The following is a 27000-nucleotide window of genomic DNA, read 5'->3' as shown; positions in this document are numbered from 1 at the left end:
CATGCACGATATACGCCTGATCCGCGAAAATGCCGAAGCTTTCGATGCCGCCCTCGCCCGTCGCGGCGTAGGCCCGGTCGCGCAATCGATCCTCTCGCTCGACAGCCGCCGGCGTGAAATCGCCACGCGGATGCAGGAAGTGCAGGCGCGCCGCAACGAAGCATCAAAGGCCATCGGTGCGGCCATGGGCAAGGGCGACAAGGATACCGCAGAAGCCCTCAAGGCCGAAGTCGCCGCGCTCAAGGTGGAATTACCCGCGCTCGAGGAAGAAGAGCGTCAGCTCACCGCGCAGCAGAACGCCGCGCTTGCCGCCTATCCCAACACGCCCGCCGCCGATGTGCCCGAGGGCGCCGACGAGGCCGACAATGTCGAGGTAAGCCGCTGGGGCACTCCGCGCGATTTCGCATTCGCGCCGAAGGAACACGCCGATCTCGGCCCCGCCCTGGGCCTCGATTTCGAAACGGGCGCGCTCATCTCGGGCGCGCGCTTCACTTTCCTCAAGGGCCAGATGGCCCGCCTCCACCGCGCGCTGGCGCAGTTCATGCTGGATCGCCAGACCGGCGAGAACGGCTACATGGAATGCATCCCGCCGCTGCTGGTGAAGGACGAGGCCGTGTTCGGCACGGGCCAGCTCCCCAAGTTCGCCGAGGACCTGTTCCGGACGACCGATGGCCGCTGGCTGATCCCCACCGCCGAAGTCAGCCTGACCAATGCGGTGCAGGGCCAGATCCTGGGCGAGGCGCAACTTCCGCTGCGGATGACCGCGCTCACCCCGTGCTTCCGCTCGGAAGCGGGCGCGGCCGGGCGCGATACGCGCGGCTTCATCCGCCAGCACCAGTTCGAGAAGGTCGAACTCGTCTCGATCACGCGCCCGGAAGATTCGGAAAGCGAGCACGAGCGCATGACCCAGTGCGCCGAGGGCATTCTCCAGGCGCTCGGCCTGCCCTATCGCAAGGTCCTGCTTTGCACCGGCGACATGGGTTTCACCGCGCGCAAGACCTATGACCTCGAGGTCTGGCTGCCGGGACAGGGCGCCTACCGCGAGATTTCTTCGTGCTCCAATTGCGGCGATTTCCAGGCGCGCCGGATGAACGCGCGATATCGTCCCGAGGGTGCGAAGGGCACCGAATTCGTCCACACTCTCAACGGTTCAGGCCTTGCCGTCGGGCGCACCCTCGTTGCGGTGCTGGAGAACTACCAGCAGGAGGACGGCAGCGTGGCCGTTCCCGAAGTACTGCTCCCCTACATGGGCGGCCTCGCCCGCCTGACGCCGCAGGGCTGATGAAGCGGCTCGCCGCCGCACTGCTTTTCGTGGCGGCGCCGCTTGCCGCACAGCAAGGCGCGCGCGGGCCGATCGTTGCCTGGACCTATACGGTTCAGGCGGGCGACACCTTCTCGGGCATCGCCCGCCGCTGGGGCGTGGACATGGCGGCGCTTGGCGAAGCGAACGGTATTCCCAGCCCCTACGTCATCCGCATAGGCCAGGTCCTCAGGCGGCCGGAACTCAAGGGCTCGACTTCGAAGCCCCGCCCCGCCCCCTCGCCCTCACCCAGCGCCACGCAAACGCCGACGCCCAAGGCCGTTCCCAGGCCCGCGCCATCGCCGCGACCGGCGCCTTCGCCGCGACCGCCGCTGCCCTTGCGCGAATCCGATGCCCCGCGCCTGCAGTGGCCTACCGAAGGGGCGGTGGTCACGCACTTCGGGGAAAGGGTCGCCGGCATTCCCTCGAACGGGATCGACCTGGCCGCGCTCTATGGAACCAAGGTGCGCGCAGCCGCTGCCGGTACGGTCATCTATGCCGGCAAGGAGCCGGAGCGCTTCGGCCAGCTCATCATCATCGACCATGGCGGCGGTTTCGTCACGGCCTATGCCTACCTCGGCTCGATGACCGTCAAGGAAGGCCAGATCGTGACGGCGCGCGAACGCATCGCGCTTGTCGGCAAGAGCGGCGAGGCGACCCGGCCGACAGTCCATTTCGAACTGCGGCGCAACAACGTACCCCGCAATCCCGAACTCTACCTTCCGCCGAGGCTGTGATGCGGCTCGACCTGCACATGCTGAGGCAGGTGGGGCGCAAGCCGGTGACAGTGCTGCGACGCGCCCTGAAGGTGCCTGTCTGGGCGGACCTCGGCATGAGGCTGGGCGCTGCTCTTGCACTGGTCATGCTGGTCGTCATGGTCCACTGGTTCGACCGCGCAGGGTTGAAGGACAGCCACGACGGGACTGTAAGCTTCCTCGACGTCGTCTATTTCACGATGATCTCGATCACCACGACCGGCTTTGGGGACATCGCCCCGGTCAGCGACCGTTCGCGGCTGATCGAAGCGGTGATCGTCACGCCGATTCGCGTGCTCGTGCTCTTCATATTCGTAGGCACGGCCTACAACTTCATCATCAAGCGCAGCTGGGAAAGGTGGCGCATGGCGCAGATCCAGAAGAACCTGACCGACCACATCGTGGTGCTGGGCTTCGGCATTTCGGGCGCGGAAGCCGTGGCAGAACTGGTCGCGCGGGGCACCGATCCGGGCCGGATCGTGGTGATCGACCCGGACGAGACGCGCCTCGCCGTCGCGGCGGAACTGGGCTGCAACGTCATGGCCGCCGACGCGACCCGCGATGCGACGCTGATGGACGTGCACATCGCCAGCGCCTGCGCCGTGCTGATCTCGGCAGGGCGCGATGACACCTCGATCCTCATCACCCTGACCGCCCGCCATCTTGCACCCGGCGTGCCGATAAGCACGGTCGTGCGCGCGGTGGACAACGAGGCCCTTGCCCGGCAGGCCGGCGCATCGACCGTCATCAATCCCGTGCGCTTCACCGGACTGCTCCTGGCCGGATCGTCGCAGGGCACCCACGTCGCCGACTACCTCACCGATCTCGCCTCGATCGAGGGCCGCGTGCAACTGGTCGAACGGACCGTGTCGCCGGAGGAAGTAGGCAAACCCCTGGCGACCCTCGCCAGCGGAGGGCGGGGATTGCGCATCCATCGCGGCGACAGGATCGTCGGCTTCTGGGAAGACGCCGCGCAAGCTCTGGAGCCCGGCGACGTCATCGTCGAGATCGTGCCTACGCGCTAGCCGAGCAGGAAGAAGGCCAGGCCCATCGCAAGATAGGCGAAGATCCAGAAGCCTCCATCGATCAGCGCCAGCCGCGTGCTGATCCGCTGGTGGGTATAGCTGATCCACAGCGCGGGAACGACGAATGCGCCCGCCAGCCCGATCGACATCATGAAATAGAGCCACCACTTCACGGCAAGCGTGGCCTCGCCCACGCGGGCGAACATATGGCCCATCATCGTGGCGGTGATCAGCATCAGTGCGGCTGTGATCGCAGCCGTGCGCCCCGGCGAGCGTCGAATGCCGAGGCCGCCGGGTCCGACTTCCTCAAGGCGCGCACGGCCGAACATCGGGCCATACCAGAGCGCCGAGGCGCCAAGCGCCGCGAGGGTTGCAACGACAACGGCTATCCAGTTGACCGGGCCCATTTCTTCCTTCTTTTTCCGCCCCTTCCGGCTCCAGTTGCTAGACCCGCGCACCCGTCAATGCAATCACCCGACCGCTACAGGTGACGCGCCGTGCATTTTCGCCTATGGGCCGCGCCAAGATGGCAAGCCAGATTCCCCCGCGAGAGATTCCCGAAGCCCCCAAGGTCGGCATGGTCAGCCTTGGCTGTCCCAAGGCGCTCGTCGATTCCGAACGCATCCTGACCCGCCTCCGGGCCGACGGCTATGCCATGAGCGCGGACTATGCCGGGGCCGACGTCGTGCTCGTCAACACCTGCGGCTTCCTCGATTCCGCCAAGGAAGAAAGCCTCTCCGCCATTGGCGAGGCGATTGCCGAGAACGGCCGCGTGATCGTGACGGGCTGCATGGGCAACGAGGCGGAAGCTATCCGGGCCAAGTTCCCGCAGGTCCTCGCCGTGACCGGCGCTCACCAGTACGAAGCGGTGGTCGAGGCCGTGCACGAAGCCGCCCCGCCCAGCATGGGGCCCTATATCGACCTCATTCCGCAGGCGGACCCGGGCGACGTCAAGCTCACGCCGCGGCACTACAGCTACCTGAAGATCTCGGAAGGCTGCAACCACGCCTGTGCGTTCTGCATCATCCCGTCACTGCGCGGCAAGCTCGCCAGTCGCCGGATCGACGCGGTCCTGCGCGAGGCGGAAAAGCTCGTCGCGGCAGGCACGAAGGAACTGCTGGTCATCAGCCAGGACACTTCTGCCTATGGCGTCGACGTCCGCCACGAGGAACGCATGTGGAAGGGCCGCCCCGTCCGCACCCACATGACCGATCTGGCCAGGGAGCTCGGCCAGCTCCGCACGCCGCAGGGCGAAACCCCGTGGGTCCGCCTGCACTATGTTTATCCCTATCCGCACGTCGACGCGGTCATTCCGCTCATGGCGGAAGGGCTGGTGACGCCGTACCTCGACATTCCGTTCCAGCACGCCAGCCCGAACGTGCTGCGCGCGATGAAGCGACCGGCGAACGAAGCCAAGGTCCTCGAGCGGATCAAGGCCTGGCGCGAAATCTGCCCGGACCTCGCCATCCGCTCCAGCTTCGTCGTGGGTTTCCCCGGAGAAACGCAGGCCGATTTCGAGTATCTGCTTGAATGGCTTGAAGAAGCGCAGCTCGACAGGGTCGGCGGATTCCGCTTCGAGCCGGTGGCTGGCGCGGCGGCCAACGATCTGCCCGACCAGGTGCCGGAAGAAATCAAGGAAGAACGCTACGCCCGGCTCATGGAAAAGACGGAGGCGATCAGCGCTGCCCGGCTTTCCGCAAAGGTCGGCCGCCATATCAAGGTGATAGTCGACGAGGTCGGCGAGCCTGACGAGGATGGCGACATCGGCGCCACCGCGCGGTCCCAGGCCGATGCGCCCGAAATCGACGGCGCGGTCTATCTGCGCAACGTGCCCGCAAGCCTGAAGCCGGGCGACTTTGCCGAAGTGCTGGTCGAGGACGCCGATGCCCACGACCTCTACGGGGTCATCGCGGACCGCCAGGGATAAGGGTCATGCTGTGTCCTTGCAGGCGGCGGCCAGCAAGGTCTCGCGCAGCCGGGATACCTCGGGAAGATCGAGGCCCGACAAGTCCGCGATCCCTTCGATCGAGTCTTCGCCATAGCAATGCGCAAGAGCGATGGTCTCGCCCTTGAGACGCTTGTTCAGCGGAACCGACCAGAACGTGCGGACGGCAGGACGCGCTGCATCCGCCGGGTCCTCGTCGACGACCATAGCCAATCTGTCCGAACGCAGACGCACGAACGACCCGATCGGATAGACGCCGACCGTTTCGACGAACTTCTCGAGAATGGCCGCATCGAACTTGCCCGGTTGCTCGCGCAGCAGCACGATCGCCTCGGCCGGATCGACGCGGCTGGCGACATCGCCGCCCGAAATGACCGTGTCGTAGGCATCGCAGATGGCCGCCATCCGGCTCAACCGGTCGATCGCATTTCCGCCGAGCCCCTGGGGATAGCCGCTTGCGTCCAGCCGCTCGTGATGGTGCAGGACAGTCCGCAGGACGGCTTCCGGAATGTCGCCGGCGGCCTTGAGAAACGAATAGCCGAGCAACACGTGCTGCTGCTTCAGGTCGGGCCGCAAACGCGTGTAGTCGCCGCCGACGCTGGCGAGATCGACCGGTAGCTGGCCCACTCCGATGTCCATCAGCAGGCCCGCCATGCCGGCATCCCGGATGTCGACGGGCGAAAACTTCATGTGGCGGGCCAGCGCGATCATCAGCGCGCTGACCGCCAGCGAGTGCCGATAGACCGGCTCGCTGTCGGACTGACACCGCAGCAGGCCGTTGAAGGCATAGAGGTTGCGTTGCACCGACGAATAGATCGCATCGAGCACCGGTTCGACCTCGTGCGCGGTCACCGCCTTGCCCAGCCGCGCCTCGATGAAGGTACGGCTGACGACGCGCATGGCATCGCCCGCCGCCCGCCGGGCGCGGCCGAACTCGCGGGCGATCTGCAATGCGGGGGCCGCACGCGCGAACACGGCATGCTGCGTCACCACGGGCGCGACAGCGCGCCGTTCCGGAATGCGCGCTTCGACTGCCAGCCGCGCGGGCGTGCGCAGGCGCGTCGAAGCCTCGGTTTCGACCGGCTCGGTCGTGTCCTTGCCGCGCCCGGTGTCGATCACCACACCCTCGATGCCACTGCCACGCAGGGTGTCGAGCAGTTCCTGGTCTTCGAGCAGGAACCGGCTCTTCCAGAAGGGATGGCGAAACCAGCTCCCCTCCAGCTTGTGGATGAACATCCCGAGTTCGATGTCATCGGTTGAAATGCGCTTGAGCATGTCGGGTACAGCACCTCCAGCCGCCAACTTATGTAAAGCCGCTTGAGACAAGTACCGATGGCAATATCCGTACGGTCACCTATGGCGGCGGAAGGCAGCTCGCAACGCAGCCGCACCTCCGCCGGGACAAGTGCCTACTGGTTGGGGTCCTGCACCTTGAACGGATCGGTCGCGTCCGGCTTGGTCGGCAACGGCGAGCGCGGCAGTTCCTTCTCGCTTGTCGCCGCCTGGAGCAGCATTCCCGCCAGAATGACGGAGGCCTGCCTCATGTCGTCGGCGCGCATGTGGTCAAGCGTGTCGAGGCTGGAGTGGTGCACGCGGCTCTCGTAATCGAGCGGGTCCTGGATGAACTGGTAGCCCGGCAGGCCGATTGCCTGGAGATAGACGTGGTCGGTCCCGCCCGTCTTGCTCATCACCACCTTGTCCGCGCCGAGCGAGCTGAAGGGCGCGAGCCATTCCCTGAGGATCGGCGCGGCGGCAACGTTGCCCTCGGCATAAATGCCGCGGAACTTGCCCGAACCGTTGTCCATGTTGAAATAGGCCTTGAGCTGGGAATAGCCCGGCTTGGGCGTGATCGGATAGGCATTGCGCCATGCCGAATAGCTGTCGATGCCCTTTAGCGCCGGGTCGACCGGCCGGGTGGCGAGATGCTGCTCGATATAGGCCTTCGAGCCCAGCAGCCCCTGCTCCTCCCCGCTCCACAGCGCAAAGCGGATGGTGCGCTTCGGCTTGACGCCCATTTTCGAGAGCAGGCGTGCAGCCTCGATCACGGCGACGCTTCCCGCTCCATTGTCGGATGCGCCGTCGCCCGCGATCCAGCTGTCGAAGTGCGCACCCGCCATGACGTAGCCCGCCTTGGGATCGCTGCCGGGGATCTCGGCAATGACGTTGTCCGCCATCAGATCCTTGTCGTCGAAGCTCGCGTCGATGCTGAGCGAGAGCTGCGGGGCGGCACCCGTCTTCTCCAGGCGGACGAGGCGGCGATAGTCTTCCTGCGCCATGTCCATCGCCGGCACGGCAAGGGTCTGGCCCGGCACGAAGTCATAGCCCTCGCCATGGACCAGCTTGCCATCGCGATAGGTCATGCGGACCATGGCCAACGCGCCTTCCGCCTTGAGGAACTCCGACAGCTTGCGGGCAAATCCACGCCGGGCGACCTGCATGGCCAGACCTTCGGGGTCGTGGCGCGGCAAGGTATACTTGTCGAGCTTGCCGATCTCTTCGCCCGAGAGGCGCTCGAACACCGGATCTGCGGACGCGCTGGTCTCGCCAGGCAGGCTGACCAGCACGATCCGGCCGGCCAGCTTGCCCTTCCACGCATCGAAATTCTCGACCTTGGTCATCGGCGCGACGATGACCGGGGCGGTGATCGTGCCGCCGGTGGGCGGCGACCATGCGACCGGCAGGACGGTGAGGGGCAGGCTGCGCGGCGAGGTCATCGTCGCCGAATAGGACTTGAGGTTCCAGCCAAGCCCGAACTCGAACGGTTCGCGGTGGATGTTCTTGAGCCCGAACGAGGCGAACTTGGCTGCAGCCCAGTCCTCCGCCTTGCGATGATTTTCGGAATTGGTGAGACGCGGCCCGATGCGGTCCATCAGCTCCGACGCGATCTCCATCGCATCGGAACGGTTCAATCCCTCGTCCAGGAGCTGCGCGATCAGCTTGTCCTCGGCGGGTCCGGCAATGGCCGGGGCGGCGAACGTGCAAAGGGCAATGGCGGCGGCGCTCGCGGCCCCGCGCAGGCAAGATGTCATGTCTGGAAAACTCCCCGGGTCGGTTTCTCTGGAAACCATCTTGCCGCCGCCGCGGGGAAAGCCAAGCCCTTTGATCGAAAATTCATCGCCCCTGAGGGCGAACACCGCCCGCGATCAGAACAGGCGCGTCAGGAGATAGAAGCCCGCACCCACCGTCGCGCTCGCGGGGATGGTGATGAACCAGGCCATGACCACGCGCTGCGCCACGCCCCAGCGGACGGCGCTCGCGCGGCGGGCTGCGCCCGTGCCGATCACGCTGCCGGTGATGGCATGGGTGGTCGAGACCGGAATGCCGAGCGCGCTTGCCCCGAACACCACGATCGAACCCGCCGACGAGGCGCAGAAACCAGTGTGGTGATTGAGGCGGGTGATCTTGGTGCCCATCGTCTTGATGATCTTCCACCCACCGGACATCGTGCCGAGCGAGATGGCGGCATAGCAGGAAAGCACGACCCATTCGGGAATATGGAACTCACCCTTCAGGTAGCCGGTCGAATAGAGCAGGACGGTGATGATGCCCATCGTCTTCTGCGCATCGTTGCCGCCGTGGCTGATCGAATATGCCGCCGACGAGAGGAGGTGCAGGCCCTTGAACACGCCTTCGGCGCGGCGGGGCTGGAAGCCCCTGAACAACCAGCTCGTCACCAGCACGAAGAACATCGCGAGCGCGAAGCCGATCATCGGCGACATGAAGATCGCCACGAAAGTCTCGATCGTCTTCTTGGATTCGATCGCGCCGAAGCCGCCGTGCATCACGCCCGCGCCCAGCAGGCCGCCGATAAGCGCGTGGCTGGACGAAGAGGGTATGCCCTTGATCCAGGTCACGACGTTCCAGAACATCGCTCCGATGAGCGCGCCAAAGACCACCGCCGGCGTGACGATGTCCTTGTCGATTATGCCTTTGCCGATGGTGTCGGCAACGTGGAGACCGACCAGCCAATAGGCGGCGAAGTTGCCGCCGGCGGCAAAGATGACCGCGCCGACCGGCGAGAGCAGCCGCGTCGACACGACGGTCGCGATGGAATTGGCGGCGTCGTGGAGGCCGTTCAGGAAGTCGAAGGCCAGCGCCAGCGCGATCAGGCCGACCAGCAGCGGAAAGGCGAGCTCGTGCATCGGATCAGCTCCTGTGCCGCGCCTTCAGGCGTGGTCGATGACCAGCGCGTCGATCTCGTTCGCCACGTCCTCGAACGCGTCGGCGATCTTCTCGAGGTGCTTGAAGATCTCGCGCGAGACGATGAACGCGACCTGGTCGCCATCGGTGCGGTGGCGCAGGAAGTTGGCCTTGAGGCCCGCCTGGTGCACGAGGTCGACTTCGCCCTCGAGCTGGACGATCCGCTCGGTCAGGGTGTGGAGACGCGAACCGTTGCGCTCGATATCGCGCAGCAGCGGCATGGCTTCGGCGATCAGGCCGACGGCTTCGACGATCTTGTCGGCCATCGCCTGCATCTCGGGCTCGAACCCGACGATCTCGTAAAGCTCGATCGCCGAGGCGGCGGCCTGCATCTCGTCGATGGTGTCGTCCATCGCGCCGATCAGCGAAGTGATCGCGCCACGGTCGAACGGGGTAAGGAACGTGCGACGCACGGTGAACAGGACTTCGCGGATCACGTCGTCCGCATCATGCTCGCGGTCGCGGATGCGGGTGACCCACTGCGCGGAATCGCCGTGCGCGCGGGTCAGCTTGGCAAGCGCATCAGCCGCATCGACGCACGCCGCCGCGTGGCGTTCGAACATGCCGAAGAAGTCGCCCGACTTGGGCAGGAGGCGGTGGAACCAGCCGAACATCGCATTGCTTCCCGAATTGCCGTCACGCACACGGGACGCGACTCGCCCCCGCAGGCAGCGGCACTAGGGCAGTCACGCGCGAGTAACAATCCGGAAGCGATTGATTGTCCACATCGCGCAAGAGCGATCAAAGCCAACCGATCCAGCGGAATCGCAGCCACAGGCCGCCACAGACCGTCAGGATCAATCCCCACACGGCGAAGTAGCCATAGTGCCAGCGCAGCTCGGGCAGGTACTCGAAATTCATGCCATATATGCCTGCGATGGCCGTGGGCACCGCCAGGATCGCAGCCCACGCCGCCAGAGAGCGGGTCATCTCGCCCTGCCGGTGCTGTTCGAGCAGGCTTGCCGTCTCGACGATGGCCGCCAGCGTTTCCTTCAGCCCCTGCATCCGCGCCATGGCCCGCCGCACGTGGTCGAGAACGTCCCGGAACCAGATGCGCGCCGCCGGATCGATGCAGGGAAGGTCCGCCACGACCAGCCGCTCGCACATCTCCTCCATCGGGCCGATCACCCGCTCGAACCTTCGAAGCTGGCGGCGCAGGCGGAAGATGCGGCGGATGACCGCCTGCTCGGGGAAGACGTCGATCGCGGCCTCCTCCATTTCCTGAGCGACATCCTCCAGCCGGTCGATCAGCGGCAGGTAGCCGTCGACGATGAAGTCCAGCACCGCGTGCAGCACGTAGTCCGGCCCTTCGGCCAGTCGCTCTGCCTGCGCTTCCAGTTCCTCGCGCAGCGAAAGATGCGCCCGCGTACTGCCGAACCGCACGCTGATGAGGTAGCCCGGCCCCACGAAGAACGCGGTCTGGCCATAGTCGATGATTTCCCCGTCGGAGAGTTCCGCGGTGCGCGCCACCACGAACAAGGTCTTGCCATAGACCTCGACCTTGGGGAGCTGGCGCGGGTTCAGCGCGTCCTCCACCGCCAGCGGGTGGAGCCCGTATTGCCGGCGCACCAGTTCCATTTCCTCCGCGTCGGGCTGGTAGAGCCCGATCCAGTCGAAGCTGTGCGGCGGCAGTTCCGGCGCCGGATTCCCGTCGATCAGGATCGCTTCGTCGTGAGCAGTCCCGTGGCTGTAGCGGCGTGCGGCAATCAGCGTCATTGGCCATCAGTGGCAAAGACGGATCGGACTCGCAATCGCCCGCAGACGTGCTAACATCACTGTTAATACAAAAAGGACGGGAGAGACCTCTTGGGCGCTGAACAGAGCAGATTCGTCGCCGCCAACCCCGATGTGGACGTGCTGATCGTCGGCGCAGGCATCTCGGGCATCGGCATGGCCGCACACATGAAGATGCTGTGCCCCGACCGCAGCTTCGCCATTGTCGAGCGCCGCGCCCAGATCGGCGGCACCTGGGACCTGTTCCGCTATCCCGGCGTGCGTTCGGATTCAGACATGCATACCCTCGGCTTCGTGTTCGAACCGTGGAAGCACGAAAAGTCGATCGCGGACGGCCCAGCCATCCTCGAATACCTCAACCGCATCGCCGACGAACGCGACATCCGCCGCCACATCCGCTTCGACAGCAAGGTGCTCAGCGCCGACTTCGACAGTGAGGCCGCCCACTGGGTCGTGACGGTCGAAGGCCCGGACGGCGAACGTCGTCGCCTGACCGCGCGCTGGCTCTATCTCGGCTCCGGCTACTATGACTACGACACACCGTACGAAGCGCATTTCGAAGGCCGTGCGGATTTCCGGGGCCAAATCATCCACCCGCAGTTCTGGCCGGAAAACTTCGATTATTCGGGCAAGCGCGTGGTCGTCATCGGCTCGGGCGCAACCGCTGTCACCATCGTCCCCTCGATGGCGGACACGGCGGCGCACGTCACGATGCTCCAGCGCACACCAACCTGGTACGGCATCCGCCCGGCGCGCGATGCCATCGCGAATTTCCTGCGCAAGATCCTGCCCGAGGAGCTTGCCTACCGCATCACCCGCTTCAAGAACGTCCGCCTCCAGAACCTCGTGTTCAAGCGCGCGCGCACCCAGCCGGAAAAGGTCAAGCAGTTCCTGACCAAGCGGATCAAGGCAGCGCTGGGCGACAAGTACGACGAGAAGGCCTTCACCCCGCCCTACAACCCATGGGACCAGCGCCTCTGCCTGGTGCCCGATGCCGACCTGTTCGAGGCCATCAAGGCCGGCAAGGCCAGCGTGGTGACCGACCACATCGACCGCTTCGACGCGACCGGCATCAAGCTCAAGTCGGGCCAGCACCTCGATGCGGACGTCATTGTCACCGCCACCGGGCTGAAGATGGTCATGGCCGGCAAGATCGCGATCAGCGTCGATGGCGTGCCGGTCGATTTCGCCGAGAAGTACTACTACAAGGGCGCGATGTTCTCGAACGTGCCCAACCTTGCGGCGGTGTTCGGATATCTCAACGCCTCGTGGACCCTGCGCGCCGACATCAACGCGCGCTACATCTGCGACGTACTCAACGCGATGAAGGCCAAGGGCATGGAAGTGGCAGTGCCGAAGCTGGCGCCCAACCATCCCCTCGACGATGACAACATCTACGATTTCTCGTCGGGCTACATCGAACGCGCGCGCCATCTCCTGCCGAAAAGCGCGCACGACATGCGCTGGCGCCTGAACCAGGACTACGTGCGCGACAGGGTGTGGATGCGCGAGGACCCGATCGAGGACGGCGTGCTGCAGTTCGGCCATGCCCGGCCGGCCATGCAGGCCGACCCACAGATGGAAGCGGCGGAATAGCGCTTTTGCGCGCCAGACGGTTCGGTTATCCCATGATCCGATGACCGACGAATCCCGCATATGGACCGCCGCCCTCGTCGTCGTGGGCGACGAGATCCTTTCAGGCCGCACGCAGGACAAGAACATCGCGCAAGTCGCGACCTGGCTTGGCGTGCAGGGCATCCGCCTGCGCGAGGTGCGCGTCGTCCCGGACGACATGGACGCCATCGTAGAGGCAGTGAACACGCTGCGCGCCCGCAACGACTACCTTTTCACGACCGGCGGGATCGGCCCGACGCACGACGACATCACGGTCGACGCGGTGGCCTCAGCGCTCGGCGTCGAAGTCGTGATCCATCCCAAGGCGCGCGCCATTCTCGACAGCTACTACGCCTCGCGCGGGGGGCTTAACGAAGCCCGTCTGCGCATGGCCCGCGTGCCGGATGGCGCCGACCTCATCGAGAACCGCGTATCGGGTGCGCCGGGCATCCGCGTCGGCAACGTCTTCCTGATGGCGGGTGTCCCCGGCATCACCGCGCAGATGCTCGACGGATTGACCGGCCAGCTCGAAGGCGGCCTGCCCCTTCTCTCGACCACGGTCGGCTGCTGGGTCGCGGAAAGCGAGATCGCAGACCTGCTGCGCGAAACCGAGCTGGCCTTCGACGGATGCCAGATCGGCAGTTATCCCTTCTTTCGCGAAGGCAAGACCGGCGCGAACTTCGTGATCCGCTCGGTCAGCGAAGACCAGCTCCGCGCGTGCGCCTTTGCTCTCGAACAGGGCCTGGCCGACATGGGCCGTTTTCCGATCCCCGGGGGCATCTGATCCGCCCGGTTTCCTCTGACACACCGGTCTCCTCTGATGCAAAGGCCTGACATGAAGCCAATCGCGGCCGCGTTCCTGCTTGCCCCCATGATCGCGGCGCCGGCCATGGCAGCATCTCCCAAGGCATTGCCTGCGTCTAACCGTCAGGTGCAGGTCGTCCCCGCACCGGCCTGGGTGGTCCCCCCGCCCACGCCGACCGAGCAGGCGGACCTTCCGACCGCCGCGATGCGCTTCGTCTACGTCGACAACCAGGCCTTCGCCGGGCCGGCCGGGCTGGAATCCTACTCGGCCTACCGCATCCGCCTGCTCAAGCCCGAAGCACTGGCACTCGGCACGATCACCCTTTCGTGGTTGCCGGACGCCGGAAGCGCCCGCCTCCACGCATTGCGCCTGATCCGTGACGGCAAGGTCACGGACCTAACCGCCAACGCGAAGTTCGAGGTGATCCAGCGCGAAAGCAACCTCGAGGCATCGATGCTCGATGGCAGGCTGACCGCGGTCTACCAGGTGCCCGGCCTCCAGGTCGGGGACGAGATCGAGATCGCCCAGACCGTCACCATCAAGGACCCGACCCTTCCGGAGCATCGTTCGGGCCTGGCCATCCTGCCGCAGGGCGGCGTCCCCGGCGCCTTCCGCACGCGCATCGCCTGGCCGGAAGGCGCCGCGATACGCTGGCAGGCGACAAAGGACGTCGAGGTTGCGGAACCATCGCTAGTCGGCGCGAACCGCGTCCTCTCGGTCGAACTGCGCGATCCCGCCGCGCCCGAGGAGCCGGTCGTCGGCGCACCCCCGCGCTACTCGATCCACCGCCTGATCGAGTTCACCGACTTCGCCAGGTGGCCCGAACTCTCGGCGCGCCTCTGGCCGCTCTACGACAAGACCTCGCGCCCTGCCCCGGGTTCGCCGATCCTGGCCGAAGCGGCAAAGATCGCGGCTGCCACATCCGACCCCACGCGCAGGGCCGAAATGGCGCTGCGCCTCGTGCAGGACCGCATCCGCTACGTCTATGTCGGCCTCGACACCGGCAACATGACGCCGGCCAGCGTCGACGAAACATGGACCCGCCGCTTTGCAGACTGCAAGGGCAAGACCGTCCTGCTCATCGCCATCCTGCGCGAACTGGGCATCGCGGCAGAGCCGATGCTGGTCAATTCGAACGGCGGCGATGGGCTCGGCCTGCGCCTGCCCAACCCCGGACTGTTCGACCACGTGATCGTGCGCGCGACGATCGCCGGGAAGCCGTGGCTCCTCGACGGTACGCGGCTTGGCGACCGCGCGCTCGACCTGCTGCCGGTCGGGGCATGGCGCGAAGGCCTGCCCCTGCGCGAAGGCGGCGGCGAACTGGAGAAGCTGCCGACGCCGTCTCCGGTCCATCCGCAGGCGGTCAATCTCCTCGACATCGACGCGACGGCCGGGATCGACCAGCCTGCACTCGTCACCGCAAGGCGCATCCTGCGCGGGAACGATGCGGCAAGCCTCGCCGCATGGTTCGCCACGGTCCCCGCGGATCAGGCGCAGCGCGCGATCAAGGAATACTGGCGCGGCGAGGAACCGTGGATCGAAGGCGACAAGGCCTCATGGAAGCTCGACGAGGATAGCGGCATCCTCACGCTGACCCTTACCGGCGAAGGGGAACTGGGCGACCCGGACGAAGCGAAGACGGAGAATGGCAGCGTCGACGTGCCGGCAAGCGGACTTACCGCGCCAAGCAGGTTGCGACGCCCCCGGTCGCAGGACCAGACCCTGCCCTGGGTAACCGCTTACCCCTCGTTCAACTGCTGGGCCACCACGCTGCGCCTGCCGCCGCCGCCAGCGAACCAGCGCTGGGATCTTTCGGGCGAGCCGTTCGACAAGCTGATGGGCGGCGTCGGTTATTGGCGGCGCCTCTCGCTGGCCGACAACGTGGTACGAACCGTGATGAGCCGCCGTTTCCAGGTCCCGGAAATCAGCGCCGCGCAGGCCACCGAACTCAATGGACAACTGGCCAGCTACGATGGCAGCGCGGCAACGCTGTCGCTGCGCCAGACGTTCAAGGGCGCGGCAAAGTGGCCGCAACAGCCCCAGCCCTTCTCCGACGCGACCGACTGGACGCAGGGCGGCACCCCATGCGCCCCGGCCCAGAACGCCAAACCTTCCGCCGCCGGACAGTAGCCATCGGCGCGGGATCTGGCCATGCTGCGCCCATGCTGAAACGCCGATTCGTCCTGCTCGCCCCGCTCGCGGTCCTGCTCGTGGCGGCCACCCCCGTGAAGAAGCGGCCCGTTGTCGCGCGCCCGCCCGCTCCCGCCTATCCCGCACCATCCACCACCCCGTTGCCGGACAAGGTGCGCGTCGCGCTCGATACCGAGGCCGGGCGCATCGTGGTCGAAGTCGACGTTAAGCACGCGCCTGCCAGCGCCACCAACTTCGTGCGCTACGCCGAAACGAAGCGGTTCGACGGCACAGTACTCTACCGGGCGATGCATCTTCCATGGGGCGAACAGCCCAATGGCCTGATCCAGGGCGGCACGCGCGGCGACCCGAAGCGCAACCTGCCGCCGGTCGCGCACGAGCCGACGAACGTCACCGGCATCCTTCACAAGGCGGGTACGCTCTCGATGGCCCGCTATGCCCCTGGCACGGCGACCGGGGATTTCTCGATCATGGTTTCCGACCAGCCGGGGCTCGACGCCCAGCCGGATTCAGCCGATCCCGAAGCGAAGGCAGGATACGCCGCGTTCGGACAGGTCGTGGAGGGCATGGACGTGGTGAAGGCCATCTTCGCTGCGCCGATTTCCGAAACCGAGGGCGAAGGGATCATGCGCGGGCAGATCCTCGCCAAGCCGGTGAAGATCCTGACTGCCCGGCGCCTGCCCGAAGCCCCGCTGCCATCCGCACCCTGAAATGCGGCGTGCGCTGCCTGCCATCGTAGCTGCGCTCGCCCTCGCAGGGTGCGCGCAACCCCGTCTGCGACCGTTCGAGCAGGTCCTGGCGGCACAGGACAGCGCGACCGCAGCGCTCGGCGAATGGTGCCGCACCCAGGGTATCGCAGAGCCGGCGCAGATCCGCGCGCTGGCCGATCGCGCCGCGCGCAAGCCACCCTCGTCCGCCGTCCGCTCCGCGCTTGGCATTTCAGGTGACGAGCCCGTCGGCTATCGCCACGTGCGGCTGGTCTGCGGAGACAAGGTGCTTTCGGTCGCACACAACTGGTACGTCCCGAACCGCCTCGAACCGCACATGAACCATACCCTGGAAACCACCGACACGCCCTTCGGCCGGGTCGTCGGGCCGCTGGGGTTCCACAGGGAACGGCTGGCGGAGAAGCGCGGTCGCATGGCCGAATGCCCCGCCGGCACGGTCCTCTCGCACCGCGCGGTCCTGCGCCTTGCGGATGGGCGCGCGATCAGCCTCGTCGTGGAATGCTATACCCGGGCGAATCTCAGCCGCGCGGCGGGTTGACCGTCCAGTCGCCCACCGCGCCCTCCATGGCGGCGTCTGCATAAGCTTCCAGTTCGCGCCAGTGCCGGTCCCAGCCGGGGCCGCGCTTCTCGGGCGGAATCAGCGCCTCCACCTGTCGGCGGGCGATGGTCACCGGGTTTTGCGCCAAGGGAGCTTGCGGGGTTTCGGGATCGGGCATCCCCCGCTCCTAGCCGCGTTGCGCGGACAGAAAAAGGGCCGGAGAGGCATCCCTCCCCGGCCTTCTTTTTCTGTCAGTCGAACAGTGGCTTAGCCGCCGTTCACCTGGGCCAGGTCGATCTTCAGGCCGGGGCCCATCGACGAGGACAGGCCGACCTTGCGCAGGTACTTGCCCTTGGCGCCAGCAGGCTTCGCCTTGACGATCGCATCGACGAAAGCGTCGAAGTTGGCGCGCAGCGCTTCGTCCGAGAACGAGAGCTTGCCGATGCCGCCGTGGATGATGCCGGCCTTTTCGACGCGGAACTCGATCTGACCGCCCTTGGCGGCCTTGACCGCTTCGGCGACGTTCGGCGTGACGGTGCCGAGCTTCGGGTTCGGCATCAGGCCCTTGGGACCCAGCACCTTGCCGAGGCGGCCGACGATGCCCATCATATCGGGCGTCGCGATCACGCGGCCGTAGTCGAGGTTGCCGGCCTGCATGTCTTCCAGCAGGTCTTCGGCGCCAACCTTGTCGGCGCCGGCGGCAAGAGCGGCCTCGGCCTTGTCACCGCGCGCGAACACGGCGACCTTGACGTCCTTGCCCGTGCCCGAAGGCAGGGTGACCATGCCGCGGACCATCTGGTCGGCGTGGCGCGGGTCGACGCCGAGGTTCAGCGAAACTTCGAGCGATTCGTCGAACTTCGCGCTCTTCAGGTCCTTGAGCAGAGCGATGGCTTCATCGACTGCATAGAGCTTCTGGTTGTCGCCCAGCTTGGTGACGAGAGCCTTCTGCTTCTTGGTCTGCTTGGCCATGGAATCAGCCCTCCACCACGGTGAGGCCCATCGCGCGAGCGGAGCCTTCGATGATCTTCGTTGCGGCGTCGATGTCGTTCGCGTTCAGGTCCTTCATCTTGGCCTGGGCGATTTCCGCCAGCTGCGAACGCTTGATCGTGCCGGCCGAAGCCTTGCCCGGGGTCTTCGAACCCGACTTGATGCCGACGGCCTTCTTGATGAAGAAGGTGGCGGGCGGGGTCTTGGTCACGAAGGTGAACGAACGGTCGGCGTAGACCGTGATCACGGTCGGAAGGGGCGTGCCCTTCTCGATTTCCTGCGTGGCAGCGTTGAACTGCTTGCAGAATTCCATGATGTTGACGCCGCGCTGACCCAGAGCCGGACCGATCGGCGGTGCGGGCTTGGCGTCACCGGCTGCAACCTGCAGCTTGATGTAACCTTCAATCTTCTTGGCCACGATGGGCCTCCTTTCTTCCTGTTGGCCCGCCGTATCAGGGCAGGACCTCAGAGTGAGCGGTCAAGCGTCCTCGAGAGGACTTCCGCGCGGAACCTGCGGACGAATCGGCCGCAAGAGTGCGCGCGGTTACAGCGAACCGCGCGCGAAAGCAATGGATCAGCGGACCAGTTCGACTTCCTCGAAGCCGAGTTCGACCGGGGTCGCGCGACCGAAGATCGAAACCGAGACCTTCACGCGGCTCTTGTCGAAGTCCAGTTCTTCGACAACGCCGTTGAACGAGGCGAACGGGCCGGCGTTGACCTTGACCGAATCGCCGATCTCGTAATCGACCGACACGTTCTTGCGCGGTTCGGCGGCGGCCTGCTCGCGCGCGCCGAAGTAGCGGGCGGCTTCCTTGTCGGAAATCGGCTGCGGCTTGCCGTTCGTGCCGAGGAAGCCGGTCACCTTCGGGGTGTTCTTGACGAGGTGGTAGATGTCGTCGTTCATCGCCAGCTTGGCGAGGACGTAGCCCGGCATGAACTTGCGCTCGACCTGGACCTTCTTGCCGCGCTTCACCTCGGTGACGGTCTCGGTCGGGACTTCGACGGCCTCGACCAGCTGCGACAGGCCGATGCGTTCGGCCTCGGCGATGATCGCATCGCGGACCTTGTTCTCGAAACCGGAATAGGCGTGAATGATGTACCAGCGGGCCATATGTTTTTCTCTTGGTCCTGAGGTTGGTCTGGTCAGGCGAGCGAAAGCAGGAAGCGGACGATCGCGCTGAACAGCGAATCGACGCCAAGGAAGAACACCGCCAGGATCAGCATCATGATGCCGACGAAGATCGCGGTGGTCGTGGTTTCCTGGCGGGTCGGCCAGACGACCTTGCGCGCTTCCGCCTTGACCTGGTTGAAGAACTCGCCGGGGCTGGTCTTGGCCATTGCTCTCGTGCCTTGCTGACTGCGGCTTGCGCCTGAAATGAAACTCGTTTCTTCCGCCTAGGGGAAATCGCCGCCCCGGACAGGTCCGGGAGGGGCAGGCGATTTTCCGATGTCGGAAGTTCCTGTCATTTAGTCGCCATGCCGGTTCTTGGCAAGGGCGGTGTCCTGCCCCGTATTAGCGACGTTCCGATCGCAGGCGGCGAGCCGCCCCGTGCAACCGGTGAGCGGTGACCGCCAACGGGAACGCCCGCCCATCCCACAGGTTCATCGCCTCGCAACACTCCAGCAACAAACGGGGGAAGGCACGGGGGCATGAAAGGTCTGATTATAATGAACAAGTACCTCATCCCGGTCGCATCGGTACTCGCACTCGCCACGGCATCGGCCGTCGCCGCACAGAGCACCTCGACCACCACCACGACTTCGAACGGCATCGGCGCTGACGTCAGCGTGATGGCCAAGGCACAGAAGGACGGCGAGACCAAGGGCATCGGCGCCGACGTCTCCGCCAAGGCCCACGCGCGCAACGCGACCAAGGCCGAAAGCCGCACCGGCACCAAGGACGACAGCGACCTTGACGACGTCGCGACTTCTGACGCCGTGACGAACGCCACCTCGACCGACGCAAGCCTCGACGCCAAGGTTTCGGGCCGCGATCACGCCGCCGCGGGCTCTGCGGCAGTGGATGCGGCCGCCGTGGCCGCCGCGCGCGGCGCAAACTCGGCAGTCAAGGACGGCACCGGCGCGGTGGCGAGCCTGCGCGACAGCGTTTCGGCATCGACCGATGCCAGGGCCAGCGGTTCGGCGGCCCGGCAGTCGGCAACCGATGCCCGCCTGACCGCCAGCGCCGCCCGCTCGTCCGCGACTGACGTGCGCGCCGCAGCGAGCGACGCGCGGAGCAATGCCGCAGCCGTCCGCGACACCGCGACCGCCGTCAAGGACACCGTCCGTTCGGCTCTTCCGGGCCGCAACTGACGTCTGACAGACACCGGAGCGAGGGCGGGTCCGAAAGGGTCCGCCCTCTTTCGCATGAGGGGCAAATATCATGAAGAAAATCACGCGCATCGCCCTGGCCGCAATGGTCACGGCCGCCGCACTGCCCGCGCCTGCCCTCGCGCAGGACGCGCCCGCTGACGACAGCCTATCCGTCACCACCGGAGTCGACTGGTCGAGCGGCGACTATGGAACCGGCTCGGACACCAACATCCTCGTGGTCCCGCTGAGCCTTCGCTACAAGACCGGCAACCTGCGCGTGTCGGTGACCCAGCCGTGGCTGCGGATCGACGGTTCGTCGGCCATCGTCGGCAATGGATCGGGCGGCGTCATCATCGACCCCAACGCTCCGCGCACCATTCGCAGCGGTCTGGGCGATCTTACAATCGGCGCCTCGTACCTCATCCCCGAGGACAGCCTCGGCTTCGGGCTCGACCTTTCCGCCCGCGTCAAGCTGCCTACCGCGTCGCGCAGCAAGGGCCTCGGCACCGGCAAGACCGACGTGACCGTAGGGGCCGAACTGTCGAAGACCTTCGGCGCCATCACGCCGTTTGCCAGCATCGGTTACCGGATGCCCGGCGACCCCGAAGGCATCGACCTCAGGAACGCATGGACGGCATCGGGCGGCGCCAGCATCGCGATGGGCCGGTCGGTCCTGATCGCTTCGTACGACTACCGCGAATCGACCAGCCGGCTTGCCAGGGACAGCCACGAACTGTTCGGCGCGGTGAGCACGCCCGTCAGCGATGCGTTGAACCTCACCGTTTACGGGTCGGCCGGTCTCAGCGAAGGCGCACCAGACTATGGCGTTGGCGGCATGATCACCGTAAAGTTCTGACGTTCTCAGGCGAACCAGACGCATGAGACGCGACTCGGGGCGGAGCGCATCGCGCGCCGCCCCGTTTTTTTCACGTCGCTTCAGCCACTTGAAAGAAGAGCGGCGGCTCCGTTGCCGACAATGCTCTGCAAGACGACGGATGCCGTTATCCGCTGCACGCCCGGCAGAAGCGTGAGCAGCCGCTCGCGCAGGTCCTCGTAGTCGGCAAGCGAGGCCACGCGCACGCGCAACCAATATCCCATGTCACCTGACAGCAGCAGGCATTCGAGCACTTCCGGACAGTCCCGGACAGCCTCGTCGAAAACAACGTTGCGGCCATGGCGACGCCGATCGACCGTGACCTGCAGGAGCATTTCCGTGCCGGCACAAGAATCCGCCGCTGCGCTATGCATGGCAGCCCCCTGGCTTGATGACCTGCTCGATGGTGATTGCGCGCTGCTTTCCGCGCACGTTGGGCCAGTCGATGGACTGCCCTGCGCGCAGGCCGATCAGTCCGGCACCTACGGGCGTCAGGATCGAGACGCGATCCTGCGCGATGTCCGCTTCGGCGGGATAGACGAGCGTGACAGTGCGGACCGCGCCGGTCGCCTCGTCGCGGAAGCGCACGACGGAACGCATCGCCACCGCATCCGGGGGCAGGTCCTGCGCGGGGACGATCTGCGCGCGGCCAATCTCCTCCATCAGCATCCGCGAGATTTCGGGCAGGCGGTCGCTCGCTGCCAATGCAAGATCGGCCAGGGCATCCGCCTCGCTGTCGATCAGGATGATTTGCGGCCGCAAGGATGCGGACCGGTGCGTGGTCATGATAATGTCTTTCCGGTGAGCGGACGGGAAAGGCGCGCGATCGGCGCCTGTTGCTTCCATCGATGCCCCGAGCCCGGGGCGTCACGCACCGGAACCCGGGGCTAGTTGCCCACGAGAAGCTGCCCTCCAAGGCCAGCATTACGGAAAGTGCGCACGTCGAGCTGCATCGGCACCTTGTGCCCTGCCCATTCCGGCAGGTCAAACGCGGACCATCGATTCAGAGGAATAATTGCGCGCCATCACGGGCGCTTGCGCCATTTTCGCCGAAAGGCCCGAAAATGGCAGGAGTGGAGGGACTCGAACCCCCGGCCCTCGGTTTTGGAGACCGATGCTCTACCAACTGAGCTACACTCCTGTGCTCGGGTTGGCCCCTTAGAGGGTTGACGCGGGGAGCGCAACCGACCGAAACACATTATTGATCATTATGTCGCGCATCGAACCCCACGCCATCCCGCCGGAGCTTCTGCTCAAGGCCTATCGCGCAGGCATCTTCCCGATGGCCGACAGCCGCGACGACCCGGAGGTGTTCTGGGTCGAGCCAAAGATGCGCGCAATTCTGCCGCTCGAAGGCTTCCATCTGTCCCGGTCGCTTGCCCGGACCCTGCGCCGCGGCAAGTTCACCGTGACCTGCAATGCCGCGTTCGAGGCGGTCATCGATGCCTGCGCCGCGCCGCGCCCCGGTGCCGAGGAAAGCTGGATCAGCGCCCGCATCCGCGAAAGCTACATTGGCCTGCACGAACATGGCCACGCCCATTCGATCGAATGCTGGCACAACGGGCGACTGGTCGGCGGACTATACGGCGTAGGCTTCGCGCGGGTTTTCTGCGGCGAATCGATGTTCAGCCGCGAACCGGACGCGTCGAAGGTGGCGCTTGCATGGCTTGTCGCTTCACTGCGCAAGGTCGGTGCCGAACTGCTCGACTGCCAGTTCACCACCCCGCATCTCGCTTCACTGGGCGCGGTGGAAATCCCGCAATCGCAGTACCTTCAACTTCTGTCGAAGGCGCAGCGACCCTATTCGTCGGGCGAGCTTGCGGCAGCGCGGGCGCTGGCCGATGCCGTCGGCGACGGGCTAGGCATTGGCGGCGCCGGCGTCGTCAAGGGCGATGCCGCGGCGCTCGGGCTGCCGGCGGGTTTTGCCGCGCTGCGGGCCGAAGGCGCCGGCTCTTCCTCGCCGGGGAACGTCATCGCGCAGTCCTTGACCCACACGTCATAGACCGGGTGCTCGACAACGTTCAGCGAAGGTGCGTTACGGAACAGCCACCCCGAGAAGACCTTGCGCCAGGCGAGCTTTTCCTGGGTCGTGGCGCGCTCTTCGACGAAGAGCTGGACGAAGGCGCCGGTTTCGGGCGGATCTTCCCACGGTGCGGTCTTCTCGCAGGTGGCAAGCTTGACGATGGCATTGCCGATGCGGCGCGATTCGCCGCTCTTCAGCACGACGTCCTGGGTGATGTTGTTGCGCTTGTTGAGAAAGCCCAGCGTGGCCACGCGATCCTTGATCGGCGTACCGAACTCGCTTTCCACCGCCGCGCCCGATGCGCTGACCACGGCGGAACCGGTCTCGGTCGCTTCGGGCGGCGGAGGCGCTTCCTTCTTCCCGCAACCGGCCAGCACCAAGGCGCCCGCCACGGCTAACGCCGGGATTGCCGGCGATGCGCGCAATGGCATCAGGCTTCCGGGGACCAGGCTTCGTAGTCGCCGGTCGCGGCGGCACGCTTGCCGCCACGTTCCAGCGCACCCTGCGGACGATAGGCGCTGGCCGTGCCGGTAGCGTTCGGGGTGAAGTCCACTTCCCAGATGCGCGGCGGCGGAAGGTTGCTTTCGGGCACGCCCTCGAAGCTGCCGTGCAGCCAGCCGTGCCATTCGGAAGGCACGCGGCTTGCATCGTTCGGACCGTTGTAGATCACCCAGCGACGCTCGCGTCCGGCGAAGGGATGGCCCTTGGGATAGGGCTTTTTCGAACGGAAGTACTTGTTGCCCTGTGCGTCGGTCCCGACCTGCTCGCCCTTGAGCGCGCTGTCGAGCATGGTGCCGAAGGTGGCGCCGTCCCACCAGGTGAAGATCTTGCCGAGGATGCTCATGCGCCCGCGCTTAGCCTTTCACAGGGGGAGTCGGCAAGCGCGTAGATGCGCCCCGCAGCCCCGCTCCGCGTTTACCGTGCTGCCCTTTACCACTCGACCTTGTCGCCCGGCTTGATGCCGAGCCTGGCGGCCAGCCCGCCATTGATCTCGAGGACGGCGAGCGTAGGCCCGGCCGCCGGCAGCGGCGTCTCGTCGTAGGGAACCGCGTTCGCGGCGATGTTCATCACCCGGCGATCGAGCCCGACGAAGATGATGTCGAGCGGGATCACGGTGTTGCGCATCCAGAACGTCGCCATGTCGGGCGGATTGCGCAGGAAGATCATGCCCTCCTCGTCGCCCAGTTCGGTGCGGAACATCAGGCCCTTGGCCTGTTCCGCCGATGTGCGCGCCAGTTCGGAGCGGAACACGTGCCTGCCGCTCGTGCCGGTCACCGTCACCGGCACGATCTGCAGGCCCGACACCGGATGGACTGCCGGCGCCGCGGCTTCCGCCGCCGTCTTCGTGCCCGCATCCGCCGCTCCGGGAGAACAGCCGGCGATCAGGGCCAGTGCGGCAAATCCGAGATGCTTAATCGCTGGCTTCATCGATCCACTCTTCCAGAGCCTGTTCGGACGGGGCATTCACCACCTCGCGCGCATGTGCAAGGGGGTGTCCGGCGCGAAGCATTGCCGCCACCTGCTTTTCCCGCAGGGCAGGGTCAAGCCGCCCGCCCTCGCCATCCCTGCCGAATGGGCCGAATCGCCGCTTGCGCGCCATGACCAGCGCGGAACGTCGCCGCTCCGCCTCGCTGCCGCGCGCCTCGTCGCGCAGTGGCTCGGCGATGCCCGCCGCGCCCAGCGCCTGGTCGATGCGCCGCGCGCCGTATCCGCGCCGCAGCAGGCCCTGCGCCTTGCCGCGCGCAAACATCGCGTCGTCGACATAGCCAAGCGCCACGAAACGCCCGACGATTCCCGCGACGACGCCTGCATGATCGCCCTCACCGGCCCCCTCACCGCCCCCTTCGCCGTCCCAGCCCCGTTCGCGCAGCTTACGCCGGAGATAGTCGGACAGTTTGCCGGCGCTGGTCGCGAACCGTGCCACGTAGGCCAGCGCCAGCTCTTCCAGACGCGTCGCATCGAGGGGCTTTGGCACCTTGCGGCGCGGCCTCTGACGGCCGTCCTCGGGGGGATTGCGATCCATTCGCCACATTCGTGCCACAGTCGCTGCTAAATGAGAACGTCCGTACCGTGGCAGCATAGATTTCGCGCCGCGGACCAGTCATGGGCCATTCACCTGCGCGCGCAGAATGGGCTCGCAGGACGATAGTAGAGAAAATCGGGGTATCGCATGACCGTTTCGGACGCCGTCGCTGACAAGGCGACTCTCGTTCCCACGCCCAACCTCGACGTGCAGACGCGTCGATATGCGGACTTCGACACCTTCTGCGATGCACTCGATTATGCCGCGAAGGGCGTCCTGGGCTTCAACTTCCACGACCCGCGCGGCAACCTTGCCCGGGTCTATCCCTATTCCGAGCTGCGCGAGGACGCGCTCGTGGCCGCGCGCAAGCTGATCGGCCTCGGCGTCCAGCCCGGAGACCGGGTCGCGCTCGTGGCAGAGACGGGCCCCGATTTCGCGGCCATCTTCTGCGGTGCGATGTATGCCGGCGCATGGCCGGTCCCGCTCCCGCTGCCGACCAGCTTCGGCGGCAAGGAGAGCTACATCGACCAGCTCGCGGTCCAGCTTTCCAGTTCAGACCCGAAGATGCTCGTCTACCCCGGCGAAATCGCCGAGATGGCCAGTGCCGCAGCCGCACGCCAGGGTTGCGCGGGCCTGTCGTGGGATGAATTCCACGCCGGCGCAGCCGCCGATGGCCCGCTGCCCACGCCCGATCCGGACGCGATCAGCTATCTCCAGTATTCGAGCGGGTCGACCCGCTTCCCGCATGGCGTCGCCGTCACTCACCGCGCGCTCATGGCGAACCTCGCCGGCCATTCGCATGGCATGAAGATCGCGGACCCCGATCGCGCGATCTCGTGGCTGCCCTGGTATCACGACATGGGGCTCGTCGGCTGCTTCCTCTCGCCGATCGCCAATGGCGTGTCGGTCGATTACCTCAAGACCGAGGACTTCGCCCGCCGCCCGCTCGCCTGGCTCGACCTGATCAGCCGCAACACCGGCACGACACTCTCCTATTCGCCCACCTTCGGCTACGACATCTGCGCCCGCCGCATCTCGAGCCAGAGCCACGTTTCCGACCGCTTCGACCTTTCGCGCTGGCGCGTCGCCGGCAACGGGGCCGACATGATCCGCCCCGACGTGATGCAGAACTTCGTCAACGCCTTTGCCGAGGCCGGGTTCAAGGCCGAAGCCTTCCTGCCCAGCTACGGACTTGCCGAAGCGACGCTTGCCGTCACCATCATGCCCCCGGGCGAAGGCATCCGCGTCGAACTGGTCGAGGAAGAACGCCTCTCGGGCACCCCGCGCGACCTTTCGCGCCCGGCCCGCTACCGCGCCATGGTCAACTGCGGCGTTCCCGTGCGCGGCATGGAAGTCGCCATTCGTGGCGAGAACGGCAACGAGATCGGCCACCACCACATCGGCAAGGTGTGGTGCCGCGGCTCATCGGTCATGCACTCCTACTTCCGCGATCCCGAAGCGACCGACGCCTGCATGGTCGACGGCTGGCTCGACACCGGCGACATGGGCTACGTCGACGAGAACGGCTACCTGTTCATCGTCGGCCGCGCCAAGGACATGATCATCATCAACGGCAAGAACCACTGGCCCCAGGACATCGAATGGGCGGTGGAGCAGCTTCCCGGCTTCCACCAGGGCGATATCGCCGCCTTCTCGGTCGAGACCGAGAACGGCGAGGAGGCGCCTGCCGTCCTCGTCCATTGCCGCGTCTCCGACCCGGTCGAACGGGTCAAGCTGCGCGACCAGATCCGCGACAAGGTTCGCTCGATCACCGGCATGAACTGCGTCGTGGAACTCGTGCCGCCGCGCACCCTGCCGCGCACCAGCTCGGGCAAGCTGAGCCGGGCCAAGGCCAAGAAGCTCTACCTCACCGGCGAGATCGCGCCCTATCAGCTCGCAGCCTGACGTCACGACGTCTCAATTCGGTTTCGTTTCCGGTTAGATACGGGTTGACGCGCCGTTCCTCTTGCCATTCCCTGTGCCAG

The 27000-nt window shown here is 66.1% G+C and carries 29 protein-coding genes, 1 tRNA gene and 1 pseudogene; 13 read left to right on the top strand and 18 right to left on the bottom strand.

Going from position 1 to position 27000, the window contains the following annotated elements; translation table 11 throughout:
- Nucleotide 1: 1 nt before the first annotated feature.
- Genes serS through SARO_RS04240 form a run of 3 tightly spaced genes read left to right on the top strand, consistent with a single transcriptional unit; the run spans nt 2 to nt 3080 of the window.
- Entirely contained in the window at nt 2-1282 is a 1281-nt protein-coding gene (serS, locus tag SARO_RS04250) for a serine--tRNA ligase (protein ID WP_011444509.1), read from the top strand.
- Nucleotides 1282-2037: a M23 family metallopeptidase gene (locus SARO_RS04245; RefSeq protein WP_011444508.1), complete on the top strand. Its 756-nt coding sequence runs from the start codon at nt 1282-1284 to the stop codon at nt 2035-2037. Before serS ends, SARO_RS04245 begins: the two co-directional genes overlap by 1 nt.
- Nucleotides 2037-3080 (top strand): potassium channel family protein, encoded by a 1044-nt coding sequence (locus SARO_RS04240; RefSeq protein ID WP_011444507.1) that lies wholly within the window; start codon nt 2037-2039, stop codon nt 3078-3080. Before SARO_RS04245 ends, SARO_RS04240 begins: the two co-directional genes overlap by 1 nt.
- On the opposite strand, the gene SARO_RS04235 is transcribed toward SARO_RS04240, so the two are convergent.
- The gene (locus SARO_RS04235) at nt 3077-3487 is read right to left on the bottom strand and encodes a DUF1761 domain-containing protein (RefSeq protein WP_041550126.1); all 411 of its coding nucleotides are present in this window, start codon (nt 3485-3487) and stop codon (nt 3077-3079) included. The genes SARO_RS04240 and SARO_RS04235 overlap by 4 nt on opposite strands.
- 104 nt (nt 3488-3591) lie before the next feature.
- Between SARO_RS04235 and rimO the strand changes: the two genes are divergently transcribed.
- Nucleotides 3592-5007, top strand: a complete 1416-nt coding sequence (gene rimO / locus SARO_RS04230) for a 30S ribosomal protein S12 methylthiotransferase RimO (protein ID WP_011444505.1) — start codon at nt 3592-3594, stop codon at nt 5005-5007.
- Nucleotides 5008-5010: 3 nt separating this feature from the next.
- On the opposite strand, the gene SARO_RS04225 is transcribed toward rimO, so the two are convergent.
- The 5 genes from SARO_RS04225 to SARO_RS04205 all read right to left on the bottom strand — a co-directional run bounded on the left by SARO_RS04225 (nt 5011) and on the right by SARO_RS04205 (nt 10941).
- Nucleotides 5011-6300 carry an HD-GYP domain-containing protein gene (locus SARO_RS04225; protein WP_011444504.1) on the bottom strand — a complete coding sequence of 430 codons (1290 nt, stop codon included), beginning with the start codon at nt 6298-6300 and terminating at the stop codon, nt 5011-5013.
- Nucleotides 6301-6434: 134 nt separating this feature from the next.
- Nucleotides 6435-8054, bottom strand: a complete 1620-nt coding sequence (locus SARO_RS04220; RefSeq protein ID WP_011444503.1) for a M20/M25/M40 family metallo-hydrolase — start codon at nt 8052-8054, stop codon at nt 6435-6437.
- A gap of 114 nt (nt 8055-8168) precedes the next feature.
- The gene (locus SARO_RS04215; RefSeq protein WP_011444502.1) at nt 8169-9167 is read right to left on the bottom strand and encodes an inorganic phosphate transporter; all 999 of its coding nucleotides are present in this window, start codon (nt 9165-9167) and stop codon (nt 8169-8171) included.
- A 24-nt stretch (nt 9168-9191) separates the two neighbouring features.
- The gene (locus SARO_RS04210; protein ID WP_011444501.1) at nt 9192-9839 is read right to left on the bottom strand and encodes a DUF47 domain-containing protein; all 648 of its coding nucleotides are present in this window, start codon (nt 9837-9839) and stop codon (nt 9192-9194) included.
- Between the two features lie 127 nt (nt 9840-9966).
- Entirely contained in the window at nt 9967-10941 is a 975-nt protein-coding gene (locus SARO_RS04205) for a magnesium and cobalt transport protein CorA (protein WP_011444500.1), read from the bottom strand.
- A 90-nt stretch (nt 10942-11031) separates the two neighbouring features.
- Between SARO_RS04205 and SARO_RS04200 the strand changes: the two genes are divergently transcribed.
- The 5 genes from SARO_RS04200 to SARO_RS04180 are packed head-to-tail and all read left to right on the top strand — an operon-like array spanning nt 11032 to nt 16795.
- Nucleotides 11032-12555, top strand: coding sequence for a flavin-containing monooxygenase (locus SARO_RS04200; protein ID WP_011444499.1), 1524 nt, complete (start codon nt 11032-11034; stop codon nt 12553-12555).
- Between the two features lie 40 nt (nt 12556-12595).
- Nucleotides 12596-13357, top strand: coding sequence for a competence/damage-inducible protein A (locus SARO_RS04195; protein WP_011444498.1), 762 nt, complete (start codon nt 12596-12598; stop codon nt 13355-13357).
- Nucleotides 13358-13408: 51 nt separating this feature from the next.
- Nucleotides 13409-15508, top strand: a complete 2100-nt coding sequence (locus tag SARO_RS04190) for a DUF3857 domain-containing protein (RefSeq protein ID WP_049759311.1) — start codon at nt 13409-13411, stop codon at nt 15506-15508.
- 32 nt (nt 15509-15540) lie between these two features.
- Complete coding sequence (locus tag SARO_RS04185; RefSeq protein WP_011444496.1) at nt 15541-16239, top strand: peptidylprolyl isomerase; 699 nt, start codon at nt 15541-15543, stop codon at nt 16237-16239.
- Nucleotide 16240: 1 nt separating this feature from the next.
- A complete protein-coding gene (locus SARO_RS04180; protein ID WP_011444495.1) occupies nt 16241-16795 on the top strand; it encodes a hypothetical protein in 555 nt (184 codons plus the stop codon).
- On the opposite strand, the gene SARO_RS04175 is transcribed toward SARO_RS04180, so the two are convergent.
- The 5 genes from SARO_RS04175 to secE form a co-directional block, all read right to left on the bottom strand.
- The gene (locus SARO_RS04175) at nt 16776-16973 is read right to left on the bottom strand and encodes a hypothetical protein (RefSeq protein WP_011444494.1); all 198 of its coding nucleotides are present in this window, start codon (nt 16971-16973) and stop codon (nt 16776-16778) included. The two genes, SARO_RS04180 and SARO_RS04175, sit on opposite strands and share 20 nt — an antisense overlap.
- A gap of 89 nt (nt 16974-17062) precedes the next feature.
- Nucleotides 17063-17764, bottom strand: a complete 702-nt coding sequence (gene rplA, locus SARO_RS04170) for a 50S ribosomal protein L1 (protein WP_011444493.1) — start codon at nt 17762-17764, stop codon at nt 17063-17065.
- A 4-nt stretch (nt 17765-17768) separates the two neighbouring features.
- The gene (gene rplK / locus SARO_RS04165; RefSeq protein WP_011444492.1) at nt 17769-18200 is read right to left on the bottom strand and encodes a 50S ribosomal protein L11; all 432 of its coding nucleotides are present in this window, start codon (nt 18198-18200) and stop codon (nt 17769-17771) included.
- 156 nt (nt 18201-18356) lie between these two features.
- Complete coding sequence (gene nusG, locus SARO_RS04160; protein WP_011444491.1) at nt 18357-18893, bottom strand: transcription termination/antitermination protein NusG; 537 nt, start codon at nt 18891-18893, stop codon at nt 18357-18359.
- 32 nt (nt 18894-18925) lie between these two features.
- Nucleotides 18926-19120 carry a preprotein translocase subunit SecE gene (secE, locus tag SARO_RS04155; protein WP_011444490.1) on the bottom strand — a complete coding sequence of 65 codons (195 nt, stop codon included), beginning with the start codon at nt 19118-19120 and terminating at the stop codon, nt 18926-18928.
- 330 nt (nt 19121-19450) lie between these two features.
- Here secE and SARO_RS04150 point away from each other — a divergent pair, with 330 nt between their 5' ends.
- Together SARO_RS04150 and SARO_RS04145 are read left to right on the top strand one after the other, a co-directional pair.
- Entirely contained in the window at nt 19451-20095 is a 645-nt protein-coding gene (locus tag SARO_RS04150; protein WP_041550122.1) for a hypothetical protein, read from the top strand.
- A gap of 70 nt (nt 20096-20165) precedes the next feature.
- Nucleotides 20166-20951 carry a transporter gene (locus SARO_RS04145; RefSeq protein WP_011444488.1) on the top strand — a complete coding sequence of 262 codons (786 nt, stop codon included), beginning with the start codon at nt 20166-20168 and terminating at the stop codon, nt 20949-20951.
- Nucleotides 20952-21031: 80 nt separating this feature from the next.
- On the opposite strand, the gene SARO_RS04140 is transcribed toward SARO_RS04145, so the two are convergent.
- The 3 genes from SARO_RS04140 to SARO_RS04130 form a co-directional block, all read right to left on the bottom strand.
- Entirely contained in the window at nt 21032-21304 is a 273-nt protein-coding gene (locus SARO_RS04140) for an Lrp/AsnC ligand binding domain-containing protein (protein ID WP_049759310.1), read from the bottom strand.
- A gap of 31 nt (nt 21305-21335) precedes the next feature.
- Nucleotides 21336-21755 (bottom strand): nucleoside diphosphate kinase regulator, encoded by a 420-nt coding sequence (rnk, locus tag SARO_RS04135; RefSeq protein ID WP_041550119.1) that lies wholly within the window; start codon nt 21753-21755, stop codon nt 21336-21338.
- 279 nt (nt 21756-22034) lie between these two features.
- Nucleotides 22035-22110: transfer RNA gene (locus tag SARO_RS04130), tRNA-Trp, on the bottom strand.
- Between the two features lie 69 nt (nt 22111-22179).
- Between SARO_RS04130 and aat the strand changes: the two genes are divergently transcribed.
- Nucleotides 22180-22971: a leucyl/phenylalanyl-tRNA--protein transferase gene (aat, locus tag SARO_RS04125; RefSeq protein ID WP_011444485.1), complete on the top strand. Its 792-nt coding sequence runs from the start codon at nt 22180-22182 to the stop codon at nt 22969-22971.
- A 35-nt stretch (nt 22972-23006) separates the two neighbouring features.
- Here the strand turns inward: aat and SARO_RS20550 are convergent.
- From SARO_RS20550 to SARO_RS04105, 4 genes and pseudogenes are all read right to left on the bottom strand, one after another.
- A pseudogene (locus tag SARO_RS20550) lies at nt 23007-23423 on the bottom strand (DUF2155 domain-containing protein); the annotation flags it as partial.
- On the bottom strand, nt 23423-23836 hold the full coding sequence (locus SARO_RS04115) for an NADH:ubiquinone oxidoreductase subunit NDUFA12 (RefSeq protein WP_011444483.1): 414 nt from the start codon (nt 23834-23836) through the stop codon (nt 23423-23425). The pseudogene SARO_RS20550 and the gene SARO_RS04115, both read right to left, overlap by 1 nt.
- An 86-nt stretch (nt 23837-23922) precedes the next feature.
- Nucleotides 23923-24420: a DUF192 domain-containing protein gene (locus tag SARO_RS04110; RefSeq protein ID WP_011444482.1), complete on the bottom strand. Its 498-nt coding sequence runs from the start codon at nt 24418-24420 to the stop codon at nt 23923-23925.
- The gene (locus tag SARO_RS04105) at nt 24404-25015 is read right to left on the bottom strand and encodes a regulatory protein RecX (RefSeq protein WP_049759308.1); all 612 of its coding nucleotides are present in this window, start codon (nt 25013-25015) and stop codon (nt 24404-24406) included. Before SARO_RS04105 ends, SARO_RS04110 begins: the two co-directional genes overlap by 17 nt.
- 147 nt (nt 25016-25162) lie before the next feature.
- Here SARO_RS04105 and SARO_RS04100 point away from each other — a divergent pair, with 147 nt between their 5' ends.
- A complete protein-coding gene (locus tag SARO_RS04100; protein ID WP_011444480.1) occupies nt 25163-26920 on the top strand; it encodes a fatty acyl-AMP ligase in 1758 nt (585 codons plus the stop codon).
- Nucleotides 26921-27000: the final 80 nt, after the last annotated feature.

It is taken from the genome of Novosphingobium aromaticivorans DSM 12444 (genome assembly GCF_000013325.1).
GTDB lineage: Bacteria > Pseudomonadota > Alphaproteobacteria > Sphingomonadales > Sphingomonadaceae > Novosphingobium > Novosphingobium aromaticivorans.
Note: the sequence above shows the minus strand (reverse complement) of the source record. Positions and strands in the feature narration are given on the sequence as shown.